Genomic DNA, 19575 nt, shown 5'->3' on the forward strand with positions numbered 1-19575 from the left:
TTTGTTTTGATTTTGCTGATAATTGATAATTGATAACTGCTCACTGCTCGCTGACTACCCGAAACCCACATACCCTCAACCCTTCTTCGGTTTCATTCCAGCTACGACTGGCGCTACGACAACAAGAAGAGCTAAAATTCCACGAGCCGCCGCGAAGTACTCGACGATGCAAGTCTCCAGCAGAATGCCAAACTGTTCCGTCTGTGGGTGCCCCATTGTAATTTTTATGCCAAGGATCGGCGCACCATTCCCATACTTGTCCGTGCATATCGTATAATCCAAAGTCGTTAGCTACACCGGAACTACCTACGGGTTTTGGTTGTTTATAGTGTTTCGCGATCGCTTGTATCGGATGATATTTATCGATCTTGCAGTTGATCAATTGGTGATTAATGCCTTTACCGAAATTGAAGGGGGTGCTAGTACCAGAGCGACAAGCATATTCCCATTCGGCTTCGCTGGGTAAACGATATTCTCGTCCAGTTTTTTCTCGCAGTCTGGCACAAAATTCCTGTGCTTCATACCAAGACACGTTTTCAACAGGTAAAATCGCACCTTTAAATTTTGATGGGTTGGGATTTATGAGACGATTAACTTGTGGTAATGATGCGACGGCTTTCCATTGAGCTTGAGTGACCGGGTATTTACCCATAAAAAAAGGTTTTAAAGTGACGATATGTTGCGGACGTTCGTCTGTATCTCCTTCATTGCTGGGGGAACCCATGATAAAGCTACCGCCAGGGATTAATACCATTTCTAAGTTTATTTCACCGTTCAAATTTTGGATAAATAAGTCAGCTTTTTTACGCCAGCGTTTAATTAGACTACCCGTTTCGTCTACTTTTACCACATTAAATTCAAAAGTTTCCAAGCTGGGTGATGTTGGTTGTGTTGGTGGTGAAAAACCTCTCTCCAAACCTCTCTCCTGCAAGGAGAGAGGCTTTTGATTCTCCCCCTTCCCTGGTAGGGAAGGGGGCTGGGGGGTTAGGTTTTCCGTTAAATCTTCAATTACTTCTGCTGCCGATTGATATCTATCTCTAACTAGATGTTGCAGCAATTTATCTAAAATATTTCCTAATTGCTCGCTAATATGAATACCTTTTTCTTGTAAAATATTTTGCCACAACCATTTACCATTCATGGCATCATAAATACGGTCATCAAATTGTCCGCTATCATCTGGAAAGGGTAAACATTTAGTTAAAAGCCGCACGCAAGTTACCCCCAAAGCATATAAATCGCTTGCGGGAAACACAAAACCAGCCATTTGTTCGGCGGGTGCGTAACCAATTGTGTAAATTACTGTAGCTTGTCTTGCTAAACTTGTTTGCGTAACTTGTTTTGCTCCACCAAAGTCAATTAATACCAGTTTCCCGTCACTTTTGCGACGAATAATGTTTTCTGGTTTGATATCGCGGTGAATTACTTTATTAGAATGAATAAAATCTAAAACTGGCAATAAATCTGTCAGAATTCCTCTAATTTTATCTTCATCAAAAGCAGAATCATAAAGCTCATCTAAAAGAGTTTGTCCTTCGATTAGCTCCTGCACCAAATACAAACTCGAACCTTGTTCAAAGAAAGCCAATAATCTCGGTATTTGCCAATGATTTTCGCCCAAATCGTATAAACGAAATGCTTCTTCTCGGAATAACTGAGCCGCTTTAGCCCGTGATTTCGTTCCTTGCACTTGAGGGAAAAACTGCTTGATAACGCAAGGTGCATCCAATCTATCCGCATCAACAGCAGCATAAGTTTTACTAAAACCGCCTTCTCCCAACAACTTTAATACCCGATAACGGTTCCTCAAAAACTTACCGAAATTGCTACTTCCGCAACCGATACAATGTTTACTTCCTTCGACATTGAAGGGATTTGAACAATTAGGAACTTGGCAAATTAACACGATAAATGATTGGGGAGTAGGTAATGGGTAATGGGCAATAGGTAATTAGGTAATAGGTTTTTTATAGATATAATAAGAGCGCAGGTTAGCTCAACAAAAAGCTGTGCAGCAACCCTAGAATTCGAGTCGATATCAAAAAAGAAATGTAACTTTTATATTTACTAATTATTTTATTGTAGAAGTAAGCACTGTAATCTATGCCGAACGAGCGATTAAAGGCAAATATTCTACAATCTTAAAAGATTTAGGTTTTATTATTTATCAAATTTATTACTTTTTAATAGTGACATTTGTATCAAAATTAGCCAGCATTTACAGTTCATTTTTTTATACGCAGAATCACCGATAAACGCGCTTTGTTTGTTCTCGGTAATTGATTAAAATACAAAATAATAATTATTATTAATCAAGTAAAATTAGAGTATCTGATATCTGAAAATATAGATTAAAAAGGTACAGCATCTACTTATGTAATCATGAATCAAGATAAGATAAGAGCAGACAATGATAGTCCGTGGAAGGAAATTTTAGAAGCATACTTTCCCCAAGCAATGCAATTTTTCTTTCCTCGAACAGCAGCATTAATCGACTGGGAACGTCCCTACGAATTCCTTGATAAAGAATTTCAACAAATTGCTCGCGAATCTGAACAAGGAAGAAGATATGCAGATAAATTAGTCAAAGTTTGGCACATTGACGGGAAAGAAATGTGGCTGTTAATTCATATTGAAATCCAAGCTATACCAGAAGACATCTTTCCTCAAAGAATGTTTACCTATAATCTGCGAATTTTTGATAAATTTGCCAAACCCGCTATTAGTTTAGCAATTTTGTGCGATACAGATCCAAATTGGCGACCAAACCAATTCAGTTATAATTATCCCGATACCAGACATCTTTTTGAATTTGGAACCGTCAAGCTGTTGGATTATCGAAGTCGGTGGACGGAATTAGAGAATAGCGATAATCCGTTTGCAACAGTGATAATGGCGCATTTGAAAACTCAGGAGACGAATAAAAAATTAGGTGAGCGTAAAACTTGGAAATTTAGCTTGATTCGTAGATTATATGAATTAGGATTTCAAGAAACAGACATTCGTAACCTGTATCGATTTATAGATTGGGTGATGATTTTACCAAAAGATTTAGAAGCAGAATTTTGGCAAGAATTTAAGGAGTTTGAAGAGGAGCGGAGTATGAGTTATATTACCACGGGCGAGCGTATTGGTTACGAACGGGGGAAAGAAGAACAAGGACAAACTCTCGTGCTACGACAACTACAAAAACGGGTTGGAGAATTGCCACAAGAGGTTATAGAAGAAATTCAAACTCTTTCTCTAGAGCAGATAGAAAACCTTGGTGAAGCTTTGTTAGATTTTACAACGATTGATGATTTACTTAATTGGTTGCAAGCAAATCAAACAGTGTAGATAATTTCCTCGACAACAAATAATTTTATTAGTGCGGTAAGCGTAGCTATACCGCATTAACAATTAAATTCTTAATTCTGACTCCGTTTCTTATTCAACCATCCCGTAACAATAGCCAAACCAAACATCCCCAACATAGCAAGCACGAGCATCCACTTTCCTTGAGTAAATACACCCGCGCCCAAAGCAACAATCGGAGGTGTAGAAACTACTATACCCAAAATCAAAGCTGGAATAAATTTACGCCAAGGCATTTCCGTAAGCCCAACAGCATAGCAAACAAAATCAAATAATCCTGTCATCAAAAACCCAGCAACTAAAAAGATATTATCTTCAAGATGCTTCGAGGCAAGATTATCAACCTTATCTATAAACCTTTCTCCAACAAACCTTTGGACAATTTTACGTCCAAAACGTTTAGCAATATAAAAATTTAAACAGCAAGCAGCAAAATCAGCGATGAAAATTACAATGATTCCTTTCCAAAAGCCAAACAAAGTACCGGATAAAACAGAATAAGCCGTACTGGGAATTGCCGGAATCACAACGCTTACCGTTCGTAGCAATAATAAAGCAATCGGTGCCCAAATTCCTAATTTATCAACATTGGCGCGAATTTGCTCAATACCAACTTTATTTACAAAGGTTATGGCTGCAACCAGAGCAATACCCACACAAACAAATCCTAAAATTTCAACCCATTTTTTGCGTCGGGATGGGGATTTTGCTTTGTTTTGAGCGGTTTCGGTTTCGGTTTCCGTATCCGGTGGATAATAAAGTTCATCTTTAAGAATCCAGCCAGTTTCTTGTTGGAGATAAGCATGGGTACTTATTCCCTGCTCTTTGGCTGAAGCTGCAACGGCTTTATAGTCAAGCCCTAACAAGTCACAAAGCTCGCGTTGACTGATTCCATTTCTTTCCTGCATGGATTAAGGATAGACTTTGCATTACATTCCTACTATCATAATTGGTAATTGGTAATTGGTAATTGGTAACTCCTAACCCCCAATCCAAAATCCAAAATCCAAAATCCAAAATCCAAAATCTAAAATCCATCAAATCCAATTCCCAACTAATATAAACGGTGCCCAGTAAAAGGGATGCTGTAAGCTTTTGTCTTTTAAAAAGGTTATTTGGGCTTGTCGTAAGGCTTCGGCTTTACTTATCCGTTTATTTAGCTGTTTGTAAAATTCAACCATAAATTTAGCAGTGGATTCGTCTTTTACTGCCCACAATGTAGCTAATGTGCTGCGTGCGCCGGAGCGTACTGCTACTCCTGCTAATCCTAGTATGGCTCGTTTATCGCCTTTTGCTGTTTGACAAGCGCTGAGTACCATTAATTCTACTGGTTGGGAATCGGACACGTCTCGGAAGCGGAGAAATTCGCTGAGTTGTTTGACGTTGATTTTTCCATCCCAGGTAAGTATAAAAGTCTCTTCTGAGTTGCTGCTAAATTGTCCGTGGGTGGCTAAATGTAAAACTGAAAATGGTGTTGTTTTAATGCTTTTTGCTAAGTTTTTATCGGTAAAATTTTCGTTGATAAGTAAAGTTGATTTTACCTGATTCGAGATTTCTTTTACTTCTAATTTTACGCCGGGTAAGGCTTTGAATCCTTGACGGGCTTCGCTTAATCCTGCTGCAATTACGTTTAAGTTATCGTCTTTCAATTGTCGGGCTTGCATTAGCTGCAATCCCGGTGATAAAGCAACGCTATATTTTTCTACAAGGTATTGTTTACCATCGTGTAAAGCAGCCATTGGGATGTTTCGCATGGAACCATCTAATACAAATGCTAAGGTTTGAATGTTACTGGCTGCTAAGTCTGTTTCTATGGGTTTAATTAACCAGTCGTATGCTTGTTGATATACTTTTAATCTTTGTTGTTGCGAGTAAGCAGGGTTTAAGGAAACTCGTAACTCCCTAATTATTGCTTCTATATTTGATTTTGGTAAATCAGTTTTGTAGCTGGTTAGAGGTTTACCGGGAAGTGATGCAATAACTTCCAAACGGTTATCTAAAATAATTGGGTAAATTACTGCTGCTGTTTTGTCGATTTGATCGATTTGTTCTGGTTTTGCATCAAGACAAGCTTCGCGGAAGAAGTTATCTAATTCGGCTAGCTGTAGTGCTTCGATGGTTTTGCGTGCGAGTTTGAGATTTTCTTGTTTATTAAGGGAAGATTCTGGCTGTAATAATATGTCTACGAATTCGCGATAAACTGGTTCTACGCTTTCTTGGAAGTCGAATTGTACGTCTCGGTTGATTGCTACTAAGTCGCTGCGTAGAGTTTTAAGAATTTTCACAGAGGAATCATAAGCAGAAATTGCTTCTTGATTTTTTCCTTGAATTTTAAGAATTCTTCCAACTTGCCAAGCTGCTTGATAAGTGATGTCGGAAGCGTTGGCATTTTGCGATATTTGTAAAGCTTGACGGGAAAGTTTTAAGCCTTCATTGAATTGATTTGTTTGTTCGTATAAGCTTCCTAGTTGAGTTAAAGCATATGCTTGAGCGCGTAAGTCTTTGAGAGTTTCTGCTTGTTTTATTGCACGGGCTAAAATTCTCGCTGCATCTTGAAAATGACTGGGTTTAGCATTGCCCGATTGCATTAATTTGGCAAGACTTTTAGCTAAGTTGACGCTGGCATAAATCGAAGTGCGACTGTAGGGAAGGGTATCTAATTGAGATTGAATTTGTGGTAGTAAATTAAAAGCTTGCTGCCATTGCGACTGTTCGAGATGTAAACTAAGTTGATTCAGTCTGGCTTCAACCTGTATTAAATAATTTTTTGGGTTAGCTGCTGCTTGTTGATAGTAATTAAAAGCTGCTTCAGTTTGCTTTAAATCCCTAGCAGTGTTTCCCAAACTAAATAAAATATCGCTGGTATCGAGAGAAAGACGTTGAGAGATAGCCAAACTTTGCTGTAAAACTTCCTGAGATTTACTCAAATCTCCCACCAGTTGTAAAGCTACTCCCAAACTTTGCAAACCTTGTACTTTTAATTGAGAATCTGGTTGGGGAAGCAAAGTCTGATTTACCGACTCTAACAACTTTTGCGATCGCCGATAAAAACCCATTGCTTGTAATGCTTGGGCTTGGTTAATTTGACTACCTAGTTTACCTCCATTATCGTTGAGTTTGGTGTAAATGCTTTCGGCTTGTTTCCAAGCTTCTAGGGCTTCGTTGGCTTGCCCCATTTTAAGTTTTAAACTTCCTTGAGTATTGAGAGCTACTGCTAAAGCTTCAGTATTGCGTTTTTGGTTTTGCAGCAGATTTAAACTTTTATCTATGGCTGTTTGCGCTTGTTGTAATTCTCCCAGGTTTTGCCAAGCTAAGGAAGCAAAACTGAGACTCCAAGCTTGATTGATTTTATCTCCTTGACGTTCAAAACCAGCAGCAGCATCTTGCCAAACTTCAGCCGAAGAAGCAAATTCTGCTTTTTCAAATAAGATTTTACCTTGTTCAAATTGTATTTGAGGAAGATCCCGTTTATTTTCGGAAATTAAAGAAGTTTGAGAAGAGTTTGGGGTAGATTTTTTAGATCCAAACCTAACCCCCAGCCCCTTCCCTACTAGGTAAGGGGGGCAAGAATTAAAGCCTCTCTCCTTGCAGGAGAGAGGTTTGGAGAGAGGTTTTTCACTGTATTGTTTAGGAGTAAAAATCCCTATATTCTCTTGTGCCGATACGGGATAAAATATTGTAATTAATAAAGCCGTGATTATTGCTAATGACAGACTTAAACTAATTGATTTTAAAAGCTTTTTTTTTATATTCATTGCTTCTTATATTTAGATGCACTTATAACTATCGGCTATTCAATTTTGCTTAATCTAAAATCAAAAGTAGATGTTTGCGCCACTAGCATAACCTCACTTCACCGATTATTCATCTAATAAAAACACTTAAACTATTGAAAACAACTAATCAAAATATCAAATCAGTAATTTCTCTAATTTTTGTGCATATTTAAGTAACTTATTACGTGCTTACACTTCCCCACAATTAGGAATTTGTTGCGAATTTTCAAAGCTTTCTGGTAACTGCGCGACTAATTCCACTTCACCGCGAGCATTTTTGACAAATCCCGTAGCTTCTACAATTATTCGTTGGTTTGATACTTTTGTTGTTTGAGTAATATTATCAGGTTGCTGACGACGTGCTGATAAATCGCGAAGATGGTACCAGTTAGAATTTGAAATTAACTTTTGACTGGGATTTTGCGGTATTCCACCACGCCCAGTTACTATAAGTTTGTTACCCGTTTGAGCGGTGCATCCGGAAGCGATTTGATTGCTTGGATCGATAACATTCATAGGTAACTCATTCACACCAGAATTTGGATCGATTCCGGTCGTATTAAGTTCTACTGTACCGCTGAAAGAAGCACCTAACTCAGAAGTTGCAGTAATATCACTTTGAGGTGTAAGTTTCTCTCGCTGCTGCGTACCGAAAATACCTTGAGCATTGATAGTTACGCTTCCACCGAAACTATTTTCGGCATTTGCAGTAATATCGCTGTTTTCCAATGCTACGAGAGTATCGGTATCAATCGTAATATTGCCACCTTTGCCTTCACCTGAAGCAGTAGCGGTGATATTACTATTATTGCGTAGCGTTAAATTCCGCGTTTTTAAGAAAATATCGCCACCTTCACCAGATTCAGTAGCTGCTGCAATGGAACCTTGATTGTTAATAAGTATAGAATTTGCATCAATATTAATTATTCCGGCATTTCCAAATCCTTGATTGATAGCCGCTACTATCGAATTACCTTCAACTTTTAATTCTGGTGTATTGATATTGATGTTTCCAGCATTTCCGCTGGGGATAGGTGGTAAAGGATAAAGCTGTTGAAGGTTTTCGGGAAACGGGTTTGCTCAAGAGAATAATCGGCTAGGAAGTAATAAATGGTTTCCGGTAACTTCAACTTTATTTACAGCATTAACCGTCACGCTTCCGCCGTTACCGCATAATCGGGCATTTGTTACAATTTTGAAGAATTTTATATTATTTGCTTACTAATTTGATTTTCCCGCAGTACGTAGCGACTGCGGGGCATCCTTGCCCGTCCGAATGTACCTCACTAATCTGATATTTTAATTCATTCCACTGGAAGTTCAATAGTAAATTTAGTTCCTTCTCCAGGTAAGGAATTACAAGTTAACTTACCTTGATGCTTTTCTTCTACTATTTGTCTGCTGATAGATAATCCTAATCCAGTTCCTTTGCCAACGCTTTTAGTAGTGAAAAATTGTTCAAATATACTTTTTAAGATATCATCTGGTATTCCGGGGCCATTATCTTTAAAAGATATACTGACTTTATCGCTATCAGAATAAAATTCGGTTGTAATTAAAATATTGTGAGGATGTTTATTTTTTTCTTCATAAGAAAAATGACTATTATAATCATCTAAAGCGTCTATAGAATTTGAAATAATATTCATAAAAACTTGATTTAATTGACCCGAATAGCACTTCACTAAAGGTAATTCATCATAATCTTTGAGTACTTTAATTTCCGGTCGTTTGTTGTTCGCTTTCAAGCGATGCTTGAGAATCATTAAAGTGCTGTCAATTCCTTCGTGAATATCGCAAGCTACTTTCGATGAACTATCAGAACGAGAAAAAGTTCGCAGACTGGTACTGATATTTCCAATCCGCTCAACTCCTATTTTCATAGAATAAATTATTTGAGGTATATCTTCAATTAATATATCTAATTCAATCTCTTCCGCGTTTTTTATAATTTCTATTTGTGGATTAGGATAATATTTTTGATAAAGTCGTAAATGCTTAATTATATCGGACGTGTTTTCTTCTAAAAATTCTAAATTCCCATCAATAAAGCTCACGGGATTATTAATTTCGTGAGCAACTCCAGCGACTAATTCACCTAAAGCAGACATTTTTTCTGTTTGTACAAGCTGTAATTGAGATTCTTGTAACTCCGACAAAGCCGTTTGTAATTCACTTGTACGCTCTTGTACTCGTTTTTCTAATTCATCTTTTTGTTCTGCTAATTGCTTGTTTAAAAGGCGCATTCTTAAATGTACTTCCACCCGCGCCAACACTTCTTCTGTCTGAAAAGGTTTGGTAATATAGTCTACAGCTCCTAAAGAAAGCCCCTTCACCTTATCTACCGTATCGGCAAGCGCTGTCATAAAAACTATCGGGATTTCATGAGTTGCGGGATTTTGTTTAAGTTGGTTGCAAGTTTCAAATCCATCGATTCCCGGCATCATTACATCTAATAAAATTAAATCTGGTTTAGCATATTCGGCTTGTTCGATAGCGCTTTCACCATCGGTAGCGACTAATATTTCCCATCCAGAATCAGCTATGGCTCCGGATAAAACTTTAAGATTTGTGGGATTGTCATCAATAATTAAAATTATTGGCTGTTCTGAATAAGTCATTTCTATTTTAGATTTTAGATTTTAGATTTTAGATTTTAGATTTATCAAGTTTGTAGTAAGGGCTTTAGCCCTAAATTGGAGGGAAGACAGCCCTGAGTGCGAACTTTAATTAGCTATAAAAAATAATTTCTGTCCTTGAAAAATAGGAGCCTGTTTTCGTTCTAAAATTAGAATGTGCATAACTATATTTTTTCAACTTGAAAAGATTTTATATATTGCCTAATTTGTTTAAATTGAAAATTATCTGCAAGTTGTCGAACTTCCGCTACGAAAGGTTTAAAACTATTATCCGAACTTTCTAACTCATTCAAAAAATTTTCTATTCCATTAACATTTCCTCGCATTGCTAAATCAAATAATTTATCCATTTCTGCTACATTCGGAAGGATTATTTCTTCATTTAAAGATATTTCTGGTTTTTGTTCAGTTTTGGCATAAATCCACTCCAATTGTAAATAGGTATGTAATATTTTTAACATATCTTCTATTTGTATGGGCTTTGGTAAAAATTCATTCGCACCAGCAGCTAAACTTTGCTCAATATCTTTTTCATAAACGCTCGCTGATGAAACTACAATTGGTACGTGACTAAATTCTTGATTATTTCTGAGAATTTGCATCATTTCCAAACCATCCATTTCTGGCATAGATATATCAGTTACAATTAAGTCCGGTTTTATCTCTTCTACTTTTTTTAAACCCTCTTTGCCATTACTTGCTTCAAAACAGGAAAAACCAATTGTTTGCAAAAAATTGACAATAATTGAGCGATTTTCCCACCGATCATCTATAATCAAAATATTGGGTTTATCGCCTTTAAAACCGATAATCTGGGTGTTTAATAAATCCGAACTTTGCTGTATATTCTCCTTACTAACTTCTAAATCGGCATCGAACCAAAATTTACTACCAGAGCCTAAATTACTTTCTACCTTAATTTTACTTCCCATCAAATCAGTAATCTTACGGCTAATTGCTAATCCCAATCCCGTACCTTCTGTTTGTTTATTTTTATCTCCTACTTGTTCAAAAGGTAAAAATATTTGATTTAGTTGTTCCGGTGTCATTCCTACACCGCTATCAATAATTTCAAAGCGAATTTTATAATTATCTTGGCTATTAACTGCATCTAATTTATTCTTTTCTATTACTCGAATAGAAAATATTACCCCACCTTCTTCTGTAAACTTAATCGCATTTCCTAATAAATTAATCAGAACTTGACGCAACCGTTTTTCATCAGCTTTAATTGTGACTGGAAGCTGTGCATCTGGCTGATAATTAAACTCAATACCTTTCTTTTCGGCACGAATGCGGCATATTTCGGCAACTCCAATCAAAAATGAAGAGAAATTGATATCGCCATTATCCAATTCTAATTTGCGAGCTTCAATCTTGGATAAATCTAAAATATCATTAATTAAAGTCAATAAATGCGAACCACATTGATAGATAATCTCCACACCTTTTTGTTCAGATTTAGCGATATTATCCGAACGTTGCAATATTTGTGCGTAACCTAAAATTCCATTCAAAGGAGTTCGCAATTCATGACTCATATTTGCTAAAAACTCACTTTTAGCTTGAGAAGCCACATCTGCTGCTTCTTTAGCTTCAACTAATTCTTTAGTTCTTTCTTCTACTTTTACTTCTAAAGTACGAGAATATTCCTGTAACTTTTCATTAGCTTGTTTCAATTGCCACTGTTTGTGAAAGTTACTAGCTATAATTGCCGAACTAATAAGAGCAATAAAAGGTGAAACCGCAGGAATCCACCAACCTGCAAGAAAGCTTCCATAGCTGCTAACAATTAAAGTTCCTACAGCAATTGATATACCTAATATGGTTAATCCCCAAAACCCTCGCTTCCCCCGCTCATTAATTTGCAGCAATTGCCAACTAACGCAACTACCTGTAAAAGTCCAACATAAAATCCACAGACATTCTCCTTGATAAGATAGAACATTTATCATCGGTCTTCCATCTAATGCTGCACTTAAAATCTGGCTAACTAGATGAGCGTGAATTACCACACCAGCCATAGGAACATTTTCATTTTTGAAATTACGACTGTAGCCAACATTATGAAAGTCATTAACACTTCTGGCTGTCGTACCGATCAACACGATGCGCGATCGCACTTGTTCTCTAGATAAATTACCCGATAACACGTCTCGCAAACTTACTGTATCAAAACCTTTTTCTAAATGACGATAGCTAAGTAAAATTTGGTATATGCCCGTATCTGCATCGCGATAAGCAAATTGTTTTCCTGTCAAAGGATAAAATACCGCTTTACCCAACCGCAAAGATTTTCCTGACCGTTCGTTACTCGCTAACTCAATACCCTTATCTTCTAAGTATTTTAAGCTTAAATTTGCCGCTAAACCCAAAAAAACATTGCCGTCATTCTCATCATTAGCAGATAGCAACCCTCGTCGAATCTTACCATCTGTATCCGAAAGCAGATCGGCAAGAGCAACTTGGTTCAGTTTAGATAAATTAAGGGGTTGTGCAACTTTATCCCCTTCATCCCCTAACATTTTCTTGATTCCAATCAAATTCGGTGTTTGTTGCATCACCTTAACCAGTTCCTGATGGCCGGGTTCCACTGGTAAATCTCGGAAAATATCTATACCAATGACTGTTGGCTGGTGCTTGTTGATTTTTTGCAAAGCATCAGCCAAAACAGCATCGGGAATTGGCCATTTACCAACTTTAGTGATGTCTTTTTCGTCAATAGTGACAATTAAAATTCGCTTTTCTGGCTTTTCATAAGGGCGCATTGCAAAAAAATGCTCTAGAGTTGCCCACTCTAGAAGCTGAAACCATCCTGCCGTACTTGCAGCAATTACAGTTAACGCTATAGCAGGAGTTGTTATTGCAACAAAACGCCATTGCCATAAAAACGTTTTAAACTTTGACCACATATTTATGTTAATTAACTATTGGTTCTTGGGCAATTTCACTTAAGCCAGCAGAATTCAAAAGTTGCTGCCAAGAATTAACAATAGATTGGTTCGACGGCTGTGACTTTCTCAATTCTGCAAGAGTAGAAACCGCATCCAACCATATACCATCAGATGCAAACCGAGATGCTAACTCCACAGAAGCTTTTTCGTTTAATACATTACCTTGCGGTTGAACTCGCTGAATCCAACCACTAGTTAGCGGATCGTCCGGTTCTAAATCTACACCACAAATCATTGCCAAAGAATATTGATAATTTTTACCCGTAGCTAATTCTGGAACTGAAGCTGGAATTTTAATTTCCATTACTCCTGCTTTTTGTGGTAACTGTAAAGTTGTTTGATAATAATGGTTGAAATCCTCATCCTGGATACTAAAAAATGCTTTTTGTGCAGTACTTGCAGGAACATAAAACATTATTGATGGATGCTGTTGTGTTGTTAAACCGATATTCGATTTAGGCAACACTTTTACTATTGCTCCAGTCTTGTTGTTGTTTTTACCAATTGCACAAGTATCTCCACGAGAACCTCCTGCAACTGTATTTGTTCTAGGTGCTTGTCTTCCTGGTGGTGTAAAAGTCATCCCTGCTTGCACGGGAGTTATCCATACAGAAACCAGAGACAAACTAAACACACAACCGATTGCCAAAACGAAGTATTTGAAAAGAGATTTATTTATCTTAGCCATAAAAAATGCGCTAGGCGATTATAAGGTTGTTAAAAAAGCTTTTATTCCCTCATTTTCTCTAACATTAAGAGAGAATAAGATTATTGCCAGTTTATTAGTATTATTGCCTAATCGCCATCGGTGCCTTTGCTGATAGTAATTTTTATATATAAACTTAGCCTTTTGGATTAATTGTAAGTATTACAGTAAAATTACGTTTAAAAAAGGGAACGGGGAATAGGGAACAGGGAATAGGGGATGTTTTCAAAAACTCAAAAAAATATTGATATTTACTAATAATTAATAATGGTCATAATAATACCCTCAGACTAGAAGTCTGGGGCTAAACAAACAAAGCCCACCTGCGTGGGCTAATAATATACACCTCAACTCCTAACTCCTAACTCCTAACTCCTAACTTCTAACTTCTAACTCCTAACTAATTCCGATTCTCAACCGCAGCCGAAGCACGAATTGATTCTGCAACGAAAGCAACAATTGCAGATACTATTATTAAAATTACACTTAAAGCATTGATATCTGGTTTTACACCTGTTCTAATGCGGCTAAAAATTTCCATTGGTAAAGTATTTGAACCGCTACCAGCTGTAAAACTTGCAATTAGAAAGTCATCCAAACTAAGCACAAAAGCTAACAAGCAACCAGCAATAATTCCCGGCATTAATTGCGGCAACAATACTTTAACAAAAGCTTGAAAAGGTGTAGCGCCTAAATCTAATGCAGCTTCTTCTAAATGAGGATCTAAATTAGTTAATCGAGAAGAAACTACAACAGCTATATATGCTAAACAAAATACTACATGAGCCGCAATGATAGTCCATACGCTCAGACGAATTGCAAACGCCGCCAAAAAAACTAAAGTAGCCACCGCGATCGCAATGTCGGGGATAATCAACGGTAAATAAGATATTCCTCGATATAAACCCTTCCCCAGAAAGCGATAACGCGCCAAACCCACCGCCATCAATGTTCCCAGCACCGCAGAAATACTGACAGCACTAAAAGCAACTATCAAACTATTTTGTAAAGCCGATAAAATCCGCTCATCCCCGAATAACTTTTCATACCATTCCCAAGTAAATCCTTCCCAAGCTCCGCTATAAGGTGACTTATTGAAACTATAAAAAGCGAGTACTGCGATCGGTAAATACATCAAAACATACATAAACAGCGAGAAAACCCCCTGCCATCCGATACGCAGTTTTTCCTTCGGTGGAGATATATTCATGCTTTTAATTATCAATAAATATTAATAAATAAGAAGGTTTATCGGGACTTTCATAGCATGATTTAGGTTAAAAGTCAATTTTTCACTTACATCTCCCGTTCGTAGTAAGGACTTTAGTCCTCAAAAACAAGGACTAAAGTCCTTACTACGAACCTATTTATTACAACTTCGTACCGCATTCGGGACAGAAATTATTCGCACTCTGGTTTTTTGCACCGCAATTACCGCAATAAACTGGCTCTTGGGCTGCTTTCGGTGGCTGTTTAGCTAAACCAACCATTTGAGCGTTTGTTTTTCCGGGGCCTACCATTGGGTAGCAGTTTTCATCTTTGGTAACGCGAGCGTTGACTACAACGGGGCCATCATGGGCGATGATTTCGGCGATCGCACCTTCAAGTTGTTCTCGCTTCTCGATTACCATACCTTTGATGCCGTAAGCCTTACACAGCAATTCGATATCTGGCATTCCTACTTCCATGTTGGAGTTAGAATAACGCTCGCCGAAAAATGCTTGCTGCCACTGACGCACCATTCCTTGCCAGCCGTTGTTGATAATTACGGTTTTGACATTTATGCCGTATTGTGCAAGGGTTCCCAATTCTTGCAGATTCATTTGGAAACTAGCATCACCGCTAATACAGATAACTTCTTCATCGGGAAACGCGACTTTTACACCCATTGCAGCGGGAACTCCAAAACCCATCGTTCCCAAACCAGCGCTGGAAATCCAGCGACGTGGCCCATTTTTGAGGAATTGCGCTGCCCACATTTGATGCTGTCCCACATCTGTGGTGTAGTAAGCGTAGGGTGCTTGACGGGCAATTTCGCTGATTACTTCTTGCGGAGAAATACTATCGGCATGGTGCGGTACCACCAAAGGATAATCTTCTTTCCAGCGGTTAATTAAATTCAACCACTCTTGAGTTTGCTGTGGTGCCCCTTTAATATTTCTTTCTTTACACCGACGCAGCAATTCTGTTAAAACTCTTTTGACATCCCCAACAATCGGCACTTCCGGAATGCGGTTTTTACCAACTTCCGCCGGATCTATATCAATGTGAATTACCTTAGCGCGGGAAGCAAATTCATCTAACTTACCCGTTACCCTGTCATCGAATCTGGCACCAACGCAAATCAATAAATCGCAATCGGTAACGGCAAAGTTTGCATAGGCGGTACCGTGCATCCCCAACATTGACAAGGCAAGCGGATGATGTTCGTCAAAAGAACCGATACCCATCAATGTAGTGGTGACGGGAATCGAAAATAATTCTGCTAACTGTTTAACTTCCTCATGAGCGCCGGAAGTAATCGCACCACCTCCGACATATAAAAGAGGACGACGGCTTTCGCGAATCAGTTGAATAGCTGCATTGATTTGTCGGGGATTTCCCTTCACCGTCGGACGATAACCGGGTAATTTTACTGAACCGGGTTCTACAGGAGTGTAATCAAATTCTTCTAGAGCTACATCTTTGGGAACGTCAATCAAAACAGGCCCCGGACGACCAGTAAGAGCAATATGAAAAGCTTCTGCCACAATCCGCGCCATATCTTTAGGGTCGCGGACTACGTAGGAATGCTTGACAATTGGTAGTGTAATTCCGTAAATATCGGTTTCTTGAAACGCATCAGTACCAATCGACGCTCGCGACACCTGTCCCGTAATTACAATCATCGGTACCGAATCCATATGAGCGGTAGCAATGCCGGTAACTAAATTAGTTGCACCAGGGCCAGAAGTACCAAAACAAACGCCAACTTTACCAGTAGCGCGAGCGTAACCATCGGCAGCATGGGAAGCACCTTGCTCGTGTCTAACTAAAATGTGCTTGATGCCACCTTGAGCTTCATCTCTATATAAATCGTCATAAATCGGTAAAATAGCACCACCGGGATAGCCAAAAATATGTTCAACCCCATGACGCTTCAAGCTATCAATTAAAGCAAAACCACCACTAGCACGTTGTGGAAAAGTATTTGATTCGGTAAGAGTTGTTTGAGAAGAGGTAGATTCAAGCTGAACGCGGATTTGGGAAGACGATGACACGGCAAACCTCAGTGATTAGCTACTTAACTTAAAAACGTAAAAACGTAAAAATCTTTATGTAGTTGAAACTTTATTTTAATACCCTATGCACAATTTTATAAATAAGTCTATTGTCAAGGGGTGCCCAAACCGCGATCGAACTGTTCATCCGTCAGAATATCCGATCTAGAAGAGTTGCGGCTTACATGATGACAATTTACGAGAAGTTGTAGGGGAGCATTTTTAATCTTAAGCTGGGTTTTGGTTATTGATTTTTGTAGCGAAGGAAGGGAAGTTTAGCAATCTTAATATTTTTTGGTTGGAAAAATTTGATTTGGTATGAGGGGAGAGAATAAAAGGTAAACGTGTCAAGGGCTAAAAATACTGGAGGAACCACCACACACCACCCGCAGTCCGACAGGGTTAATATTGAATCCGGGAGGGTTGTTGTCGCGGTTAGCAGAGCGGCAAAAGTCAGATTTGTAGTCCCATGAACCACCACGCACCACTTTGCGATCGCGATTATTATTATTTATCCAAGTACTACCATCTGTAGGCGCTTTATCATAGTTATTATGCCAATTATCAAGACACCATTCCCAAACATTTCCGTGCATATCGTATAAACCAAAAGTGTTAGGCGGAAATTGTCCTACTGCGGTTGTTTTTTGAAGATGTTTTCCTAATGGTTCATTAGCAAAATTTTTTCTTGCGTTGTAATTTGCGAACTTATCAGTAATAGTTTCGCCAAAATGAAAAGGTGTAGTTGTGCCAGCACGACAAGCATATTCCCATTCTGCTTCGCTGGGAAGACGATATTGTTTATCCGTATATTTTGATAATCTGGCGCAAAATTCAACTGCATCGTGCCAGGAAACGCTTTCTACAGGTAAGTTACTTCCTTTAAAATTAGATGGTTTTGCTTCTAAGTTGCGTTTAATTCCAGGTAGAGCCGCTACTACTTCCCATTGTGCTTGAGTGACAGGGTATTTACCCATGAAGAATTCTGGAACGGTTACTTCATGTTGTGGTTTTTCGTCGTCATACCCTTCCCCTTCTGGCGAACCCATCATAAATTTACCAGCAGGGATATACACCATATCTAAATTCACACCATCTCCTAAGTCTTCAGAAAAGTACTCGGCTTGGCGTTTTTCTCGGTTGATTTCCTCACCTTGAATGTTTACCGTTATTACCTCAAATTGAAAAGAACCTAACCCCCCAGCCCCCTTCCCTGCTAGGGAAGGGGGAGAATTTAGGGGATGGGGAGAATTTAAAGCCTCTCCCCTCGCAGGGGAGAGGTTTGGAGAGGGGTTTTCAGGAGTTGTATCTCCCCTTGAAGAAGTTACTGGCTCAGAAATCGCAATATCTAGCTGAGGTGATGGGTATATAGGAGATTGAGCTTGACGTACAGCAATTCTTCCAATCGCTTCAATTGCATCCCAATCTGCACGAGAAGCAGCCAAAACCCTCACCCAAAGCTGCTTTGCTAGCTCCAAATCGCCTTTATTCTCAGCTGAAGATGCTTGATATCTTAATGGTTCTACATCTTTGAGTGTGGCAGCTTGCTCTAGTAAAATCCAGTGAATTTTGTTAGGTGGATCTGCTTCTAAATAAGGATTTTGTGGCTCTTTCCCATATCTAGAGTTTATTTTCGGGACGTTATAACGTAAATATTGGTCAAGACGCTCAACCGTAGCGCAATTAGATTCACCACTTAACCGCAAACCTTCTAATAGCGTATGGGTAAACGCACCATGCTGTAATTCATCAATTTCCCAAGACTTTTGATTCGCAGTGCAGGAATAAAAGGTAATTACACCCTTATGTTCTTCCCCGATTCCCAATCCACCGCGACTACCTTCGTCACGACAAGCATCTAAAAGTAGCACTACATTACCAGCACCGCAGCGACGTAACCTTTGCACTACATAATCAACCAAGATTGCAGTTCTATCCACCGCTTGAGGGTCGCTATCAAGGAACATTAAATAATCTTGGTCTTTAAATCTTGTACCATGTCCAGCAAAGAAAAACCAGAGATTATCTTCTGGTTGTAATAAAGTATTTTCAAACTGGACATTTAAAAATCGTAGAAAACGAGCATGGGTAGGTTGAGTTGCTATTGGTGGATTAGCGGGAATTTTGGGAGAATTTTCGGTAAATAGAAAAACTTCGTCAAATCCTGCTTGCTCAAACCAATGCTGCATTACCTCAGCATCTCGCCGAGCATATTTGAGCGGTGAAAGATTATCGTAGTTGTTAATGCCAATGGTAATTGCCCAATTTTGTCCCATCAAGTTCCCTGTAATTACCGTTTATTATTTCCGCTTAAACTTAAAAGTCATTGCACCTTTACCTCCAGCTTTACCACCACCAATTCCCAACAAGCTAATTTGCCCTTCACCATTAATTTCTACCGATAACTCTACTTCATCAAGCTGCATTTTAGAATTCGGCTCCTCTGCTTCATCCAGCATCTCTCTCATAGCCTGCATAAAACTCTTCATTTCTTCTTTGAGTTTTGTTACCTGTACGGCTTTTCTTTTGAAAATAGCGATTCCTTCTTTGTCTCTCTTGATAATTATTTCTTTGGTATCTCCATCAATAATTCCTCCAATATCGCGGCTTCCATTACGGCTACCACGGCTATCTTCGTCAGTGGGTACTGAAGCCCCAATTCTTCCTCCAATATCGCGAGTAGCATCGCGGCTACCCTGGTTATCTTCTTGAGCGATAATCGAGGAAGTTTCTTCGGTGATAATCCAGATGTTTTCTGGAGTTTGAGTTGTTTCCGACATTACTTTTAATTGATTCCTATAACTTTAATTAATTAGACTAAGTATTATTGTTTTTACTTAGAGGATGTTTTAAAGGTCTAATTTAATACTTCACCTGGTGATTGAA

At 38.5% G+C, this 19575-nt stretch carries 13 protein-coding genes; 2 read left to right on the top strand and 11 right to left on the bottom strand.

Annotated features, from left to right (window positions below):
• Nucleotides 1–40: 40 nt before the first annotated feature.
• On the bottom strand, nucleotides 41–1906 hold the full coding sequence (locus ACM03V_RS15980) for an SUMF1/EgtB/PvdO family nonheme iron enzyme (RefSeq protein WP_414621777.1): 1866 nt from the start codon (nucleotides 1904–1906) through the stop codon (nucleotides 41–43).
• 476 nt (nucleotides 1907–2382) lie between these two features.
• On the opposite strand from ACM03V_RS15980, the gene ACM03V_RS15985 reads away from it, so the two are divergent.
• A complete protein-coding gene (locus ACM03V_RS15985) occupies nucleotides 2383–3336 on the top strand; it encodes a DUF4351 domain-containing protein (protein ID WP_414621778.1) in 954 nt (317 codons plus the stop codon).
• 71 nt (nucleotides 3337–3407) lie between these two features.
• On the opposite strand, the gene ACM03V_RS15990 is transcribed toward ACM03V_RS15985, so the two are convergent.
• The 3 genes from ACM03V_RS15990 to ACM03V_RS16000 form a co-directional block, all read right to left on the bottom strand.
• Nucleotides 3408–4262, bottom strand: coding sequence for a TVP38/TMEM64 family protein (locus ACM03V_RS15990; RefSeq protein ID WP_414621779.1), 855 nt, complete (start codon nucleotides 4260–4262; stop codon nucleotides 3408–3410).
• 129 nt (nucleotides 4263–4391) lie between these two features.
• Complete coding sequence (locus ACM03V_RS15995) at nucleotides 4392–7109, bottom strand: CHAT domain-containing protein (protein ID WP_414621780.1); 2718 nt, start codon at nucleotides 7107–7109, stop codon at nucleotides 4392–4394.
• Nucleotides 7110–7319: 210 nt separating this feature from the next.
• Complete coding sequence (locus ACM03V_RS16000; RefSeq protein ID WP_414621781.1) at nucleotides 7320–7859, bottom strand: hypothetical protein; 540 nt, start codon at nucleotides 7857–7859, stop codon at nucleotides 7320–7322.
• A gap of 31 nt (nucleotides 7860–7890) precedes the next feature.
• On the opposite strand from ACM03V_RS16000, the gene ACM03V_RS16005 reads away from it, so the two are divergent.
• On the top strand, nucleotides 7891–8019 hold the full coding sequence (locus ACM03V_RS16005; protein WP_414621782.1) for a hypothetical protein: 129 nt from the start codon (nucleotides 7891–7893) through the stop codon (nucleotides 8017–8019).
• A 415-nt stretch (nucleotides 8020–8434) separates the two neighbouring features.
• On the opposite strand, the gene ACM03V_RS16010 is transcribed toward ACM03V_RS16005, so the two are convergent.
• From ACM03V_RS16010 to ACM03V_RS16040, 7 genes are all read right to left on the bottom strand, one after another.
• A complete protein-coding gene (locus ACM03V_RS16010; protein ID WP_414621783.1) occupies nucleotides 8435–9751 on the bottom strand; it encodes a response regulator in 1317 nt (438 codons plus the stop codon).
• 182 nt (nucleotides 9752–9933) lie between these two features.
• Nucleotides 9934–12681 carry a CHASE2 domain-containing protein gene (locus ACM03V_RS16015; RefSeq protein WP_414621784.1) on the bottom strand — a complete coding sequence of 916 codons (2748 nt, stop codon included), beginning with the start codon at nucleotides 12679–12681 and terminating at the stop codon, nucleotides 9934–9936.
• Between the two features lie 7 nt (nucleotides 12682–12688).
• A complete protein-coding gene (locus ACM03V_RS16020) occupies nucleotides 12689–13411 on the bottom strand; it encodes a DUF928 domain-containing protein (RefSeq protein WP_414621785.1) in 723 nt (240 codons plus the stop codon).
• A 418-nt stretch (nucleotides 13412–13829) separates the two neighbouring features.
• Nucleotides 13830–14639: an ABC transporter permease gene (locus tag ACM03V_RS16025; RefSeq protein ID WP_414621786.1), complete on the bottom strand. Its 810-nt coding sequence runs from the start codon at nucleotides 14637–14639 to the stop codon at nucleotides 13830–13832.
• Between the two features lie 160 nt (nucleotides 14640–14799).
• Nucleotides 14800–16671 (bottom strand): biosynthetic-type acetolactate synthase large subunit, encoded by a 1872-nt coding sequence (ilvB, locus tag ACM03V_RS16030; RefSeq protein WP_414621849.1) that lies wholly within the window; start codon nucleotides 16669–16671, stop codon nucleotides 14800–14802.
• A gap of 365 nt (nucleotides 16672–17036) precedes the next feature.
• A complete protein-coding gene (locus tag ACM03V_RS16035; protein WP_414621787.1) occupies nucleotides 17037–18965 on the bottom strand; it encodes an SUMF1/EgtB/PvdO family nonheme iron enzyme in 1929 nt (642 codons plus the stop codon).
• A gap of 24 nt (nucleotides 18966–18989) precedes the next feature.
• Nucleotides 18990–19469, bottom strand: coding sequence for a hypothetical protein (locus ACM03V_RS16040; RefSeq protein ID WP_414621788.1), 480 nt, complete (start codon nucleotides 19467–19469; stop codon nucleotides 18990–18992).
• Between the last annotated feature and the right edge of the window lie 106 nt (nucleotides 19470–19575).

Origin of the sequence: Calothrix sp. CCY 0018, from assembly GCF_963920925.1 — a bacterium.
Classification (GTDB): domain Bacteria; phylum Cyanobacteriota; class Cyanobacteriia; order Cyanobacteriales; family Nostocaceae; genus Rivularia.

Excerpts from the sequence above, each read along its gene's own strand:
- ACM03V_RS16010 (WP_414621783.1), bottom strand. The coding sequence starts at position 9,751 with ATGACTTATTCAGAACAGCCAATAATTTTAATTATTGATGACAATCCC.
- ACM03V_RS16020 (WP_414621785.1), bottom strand. The coding sequence starts at position 13,411 with ATGGCTAAGATAAATAAATCTCTTTTCAAATACTTCGTTTTGGCAATC.
- ACM03V_RS15990 (WP_414621779.1), bottom strand. The coding sequence starts at position 4,262 with ATGCAGGAAAGAAATGGAATCAGTCAACGCGAGCTTTGTGACTTGTTA.
- ACM03V_RS15985 (WP_414621778.1), top strand. The coding sequence starts at position 2,383 with ATGAATCAAGATAAGATAAGAGCAGACAATGATAGTCCGTGGAAGGAA.
- ACM03V_RS16035 (WP_414621787.1), bottom strand. The coding sequence starts at position 18,965 with ATGGGACAAAATTGGGCAATTACCATTGGCATTAACAACTACGATAAT.
- ACM03V_RS15995 (WP_414621780.1), bottom strand. The coding sequence starts at position 7,109 with ATGAATATAAAAAAAAAGCTTTTAAAATCAATTAGTTTAAGTCTGTCA.
- ACM03V_RS16025 (WP_414621786.1), bottom strand. The coding sequence starts at position 14,639 with ATGAATATATCTCCACCGAAGGAAAAACTGCGTATCGGATGGCAGGGG.
- ACM03V_RS16040 (WP_414621788.1), bottom strand. The coding sequence starts at position 19,469 with ATGTCGGAAACAACTCAAACTCCAGAAAACATCTGGATTATCACCGAA.
- ACM03V_RS16015 (WP_414621784.1), bottom strand. The coding sequence starts at position 12,681 with ATGTGGTCAAAGTTTAAAACGTTTTTATGGCAATGGCGTTTTGTTGCA.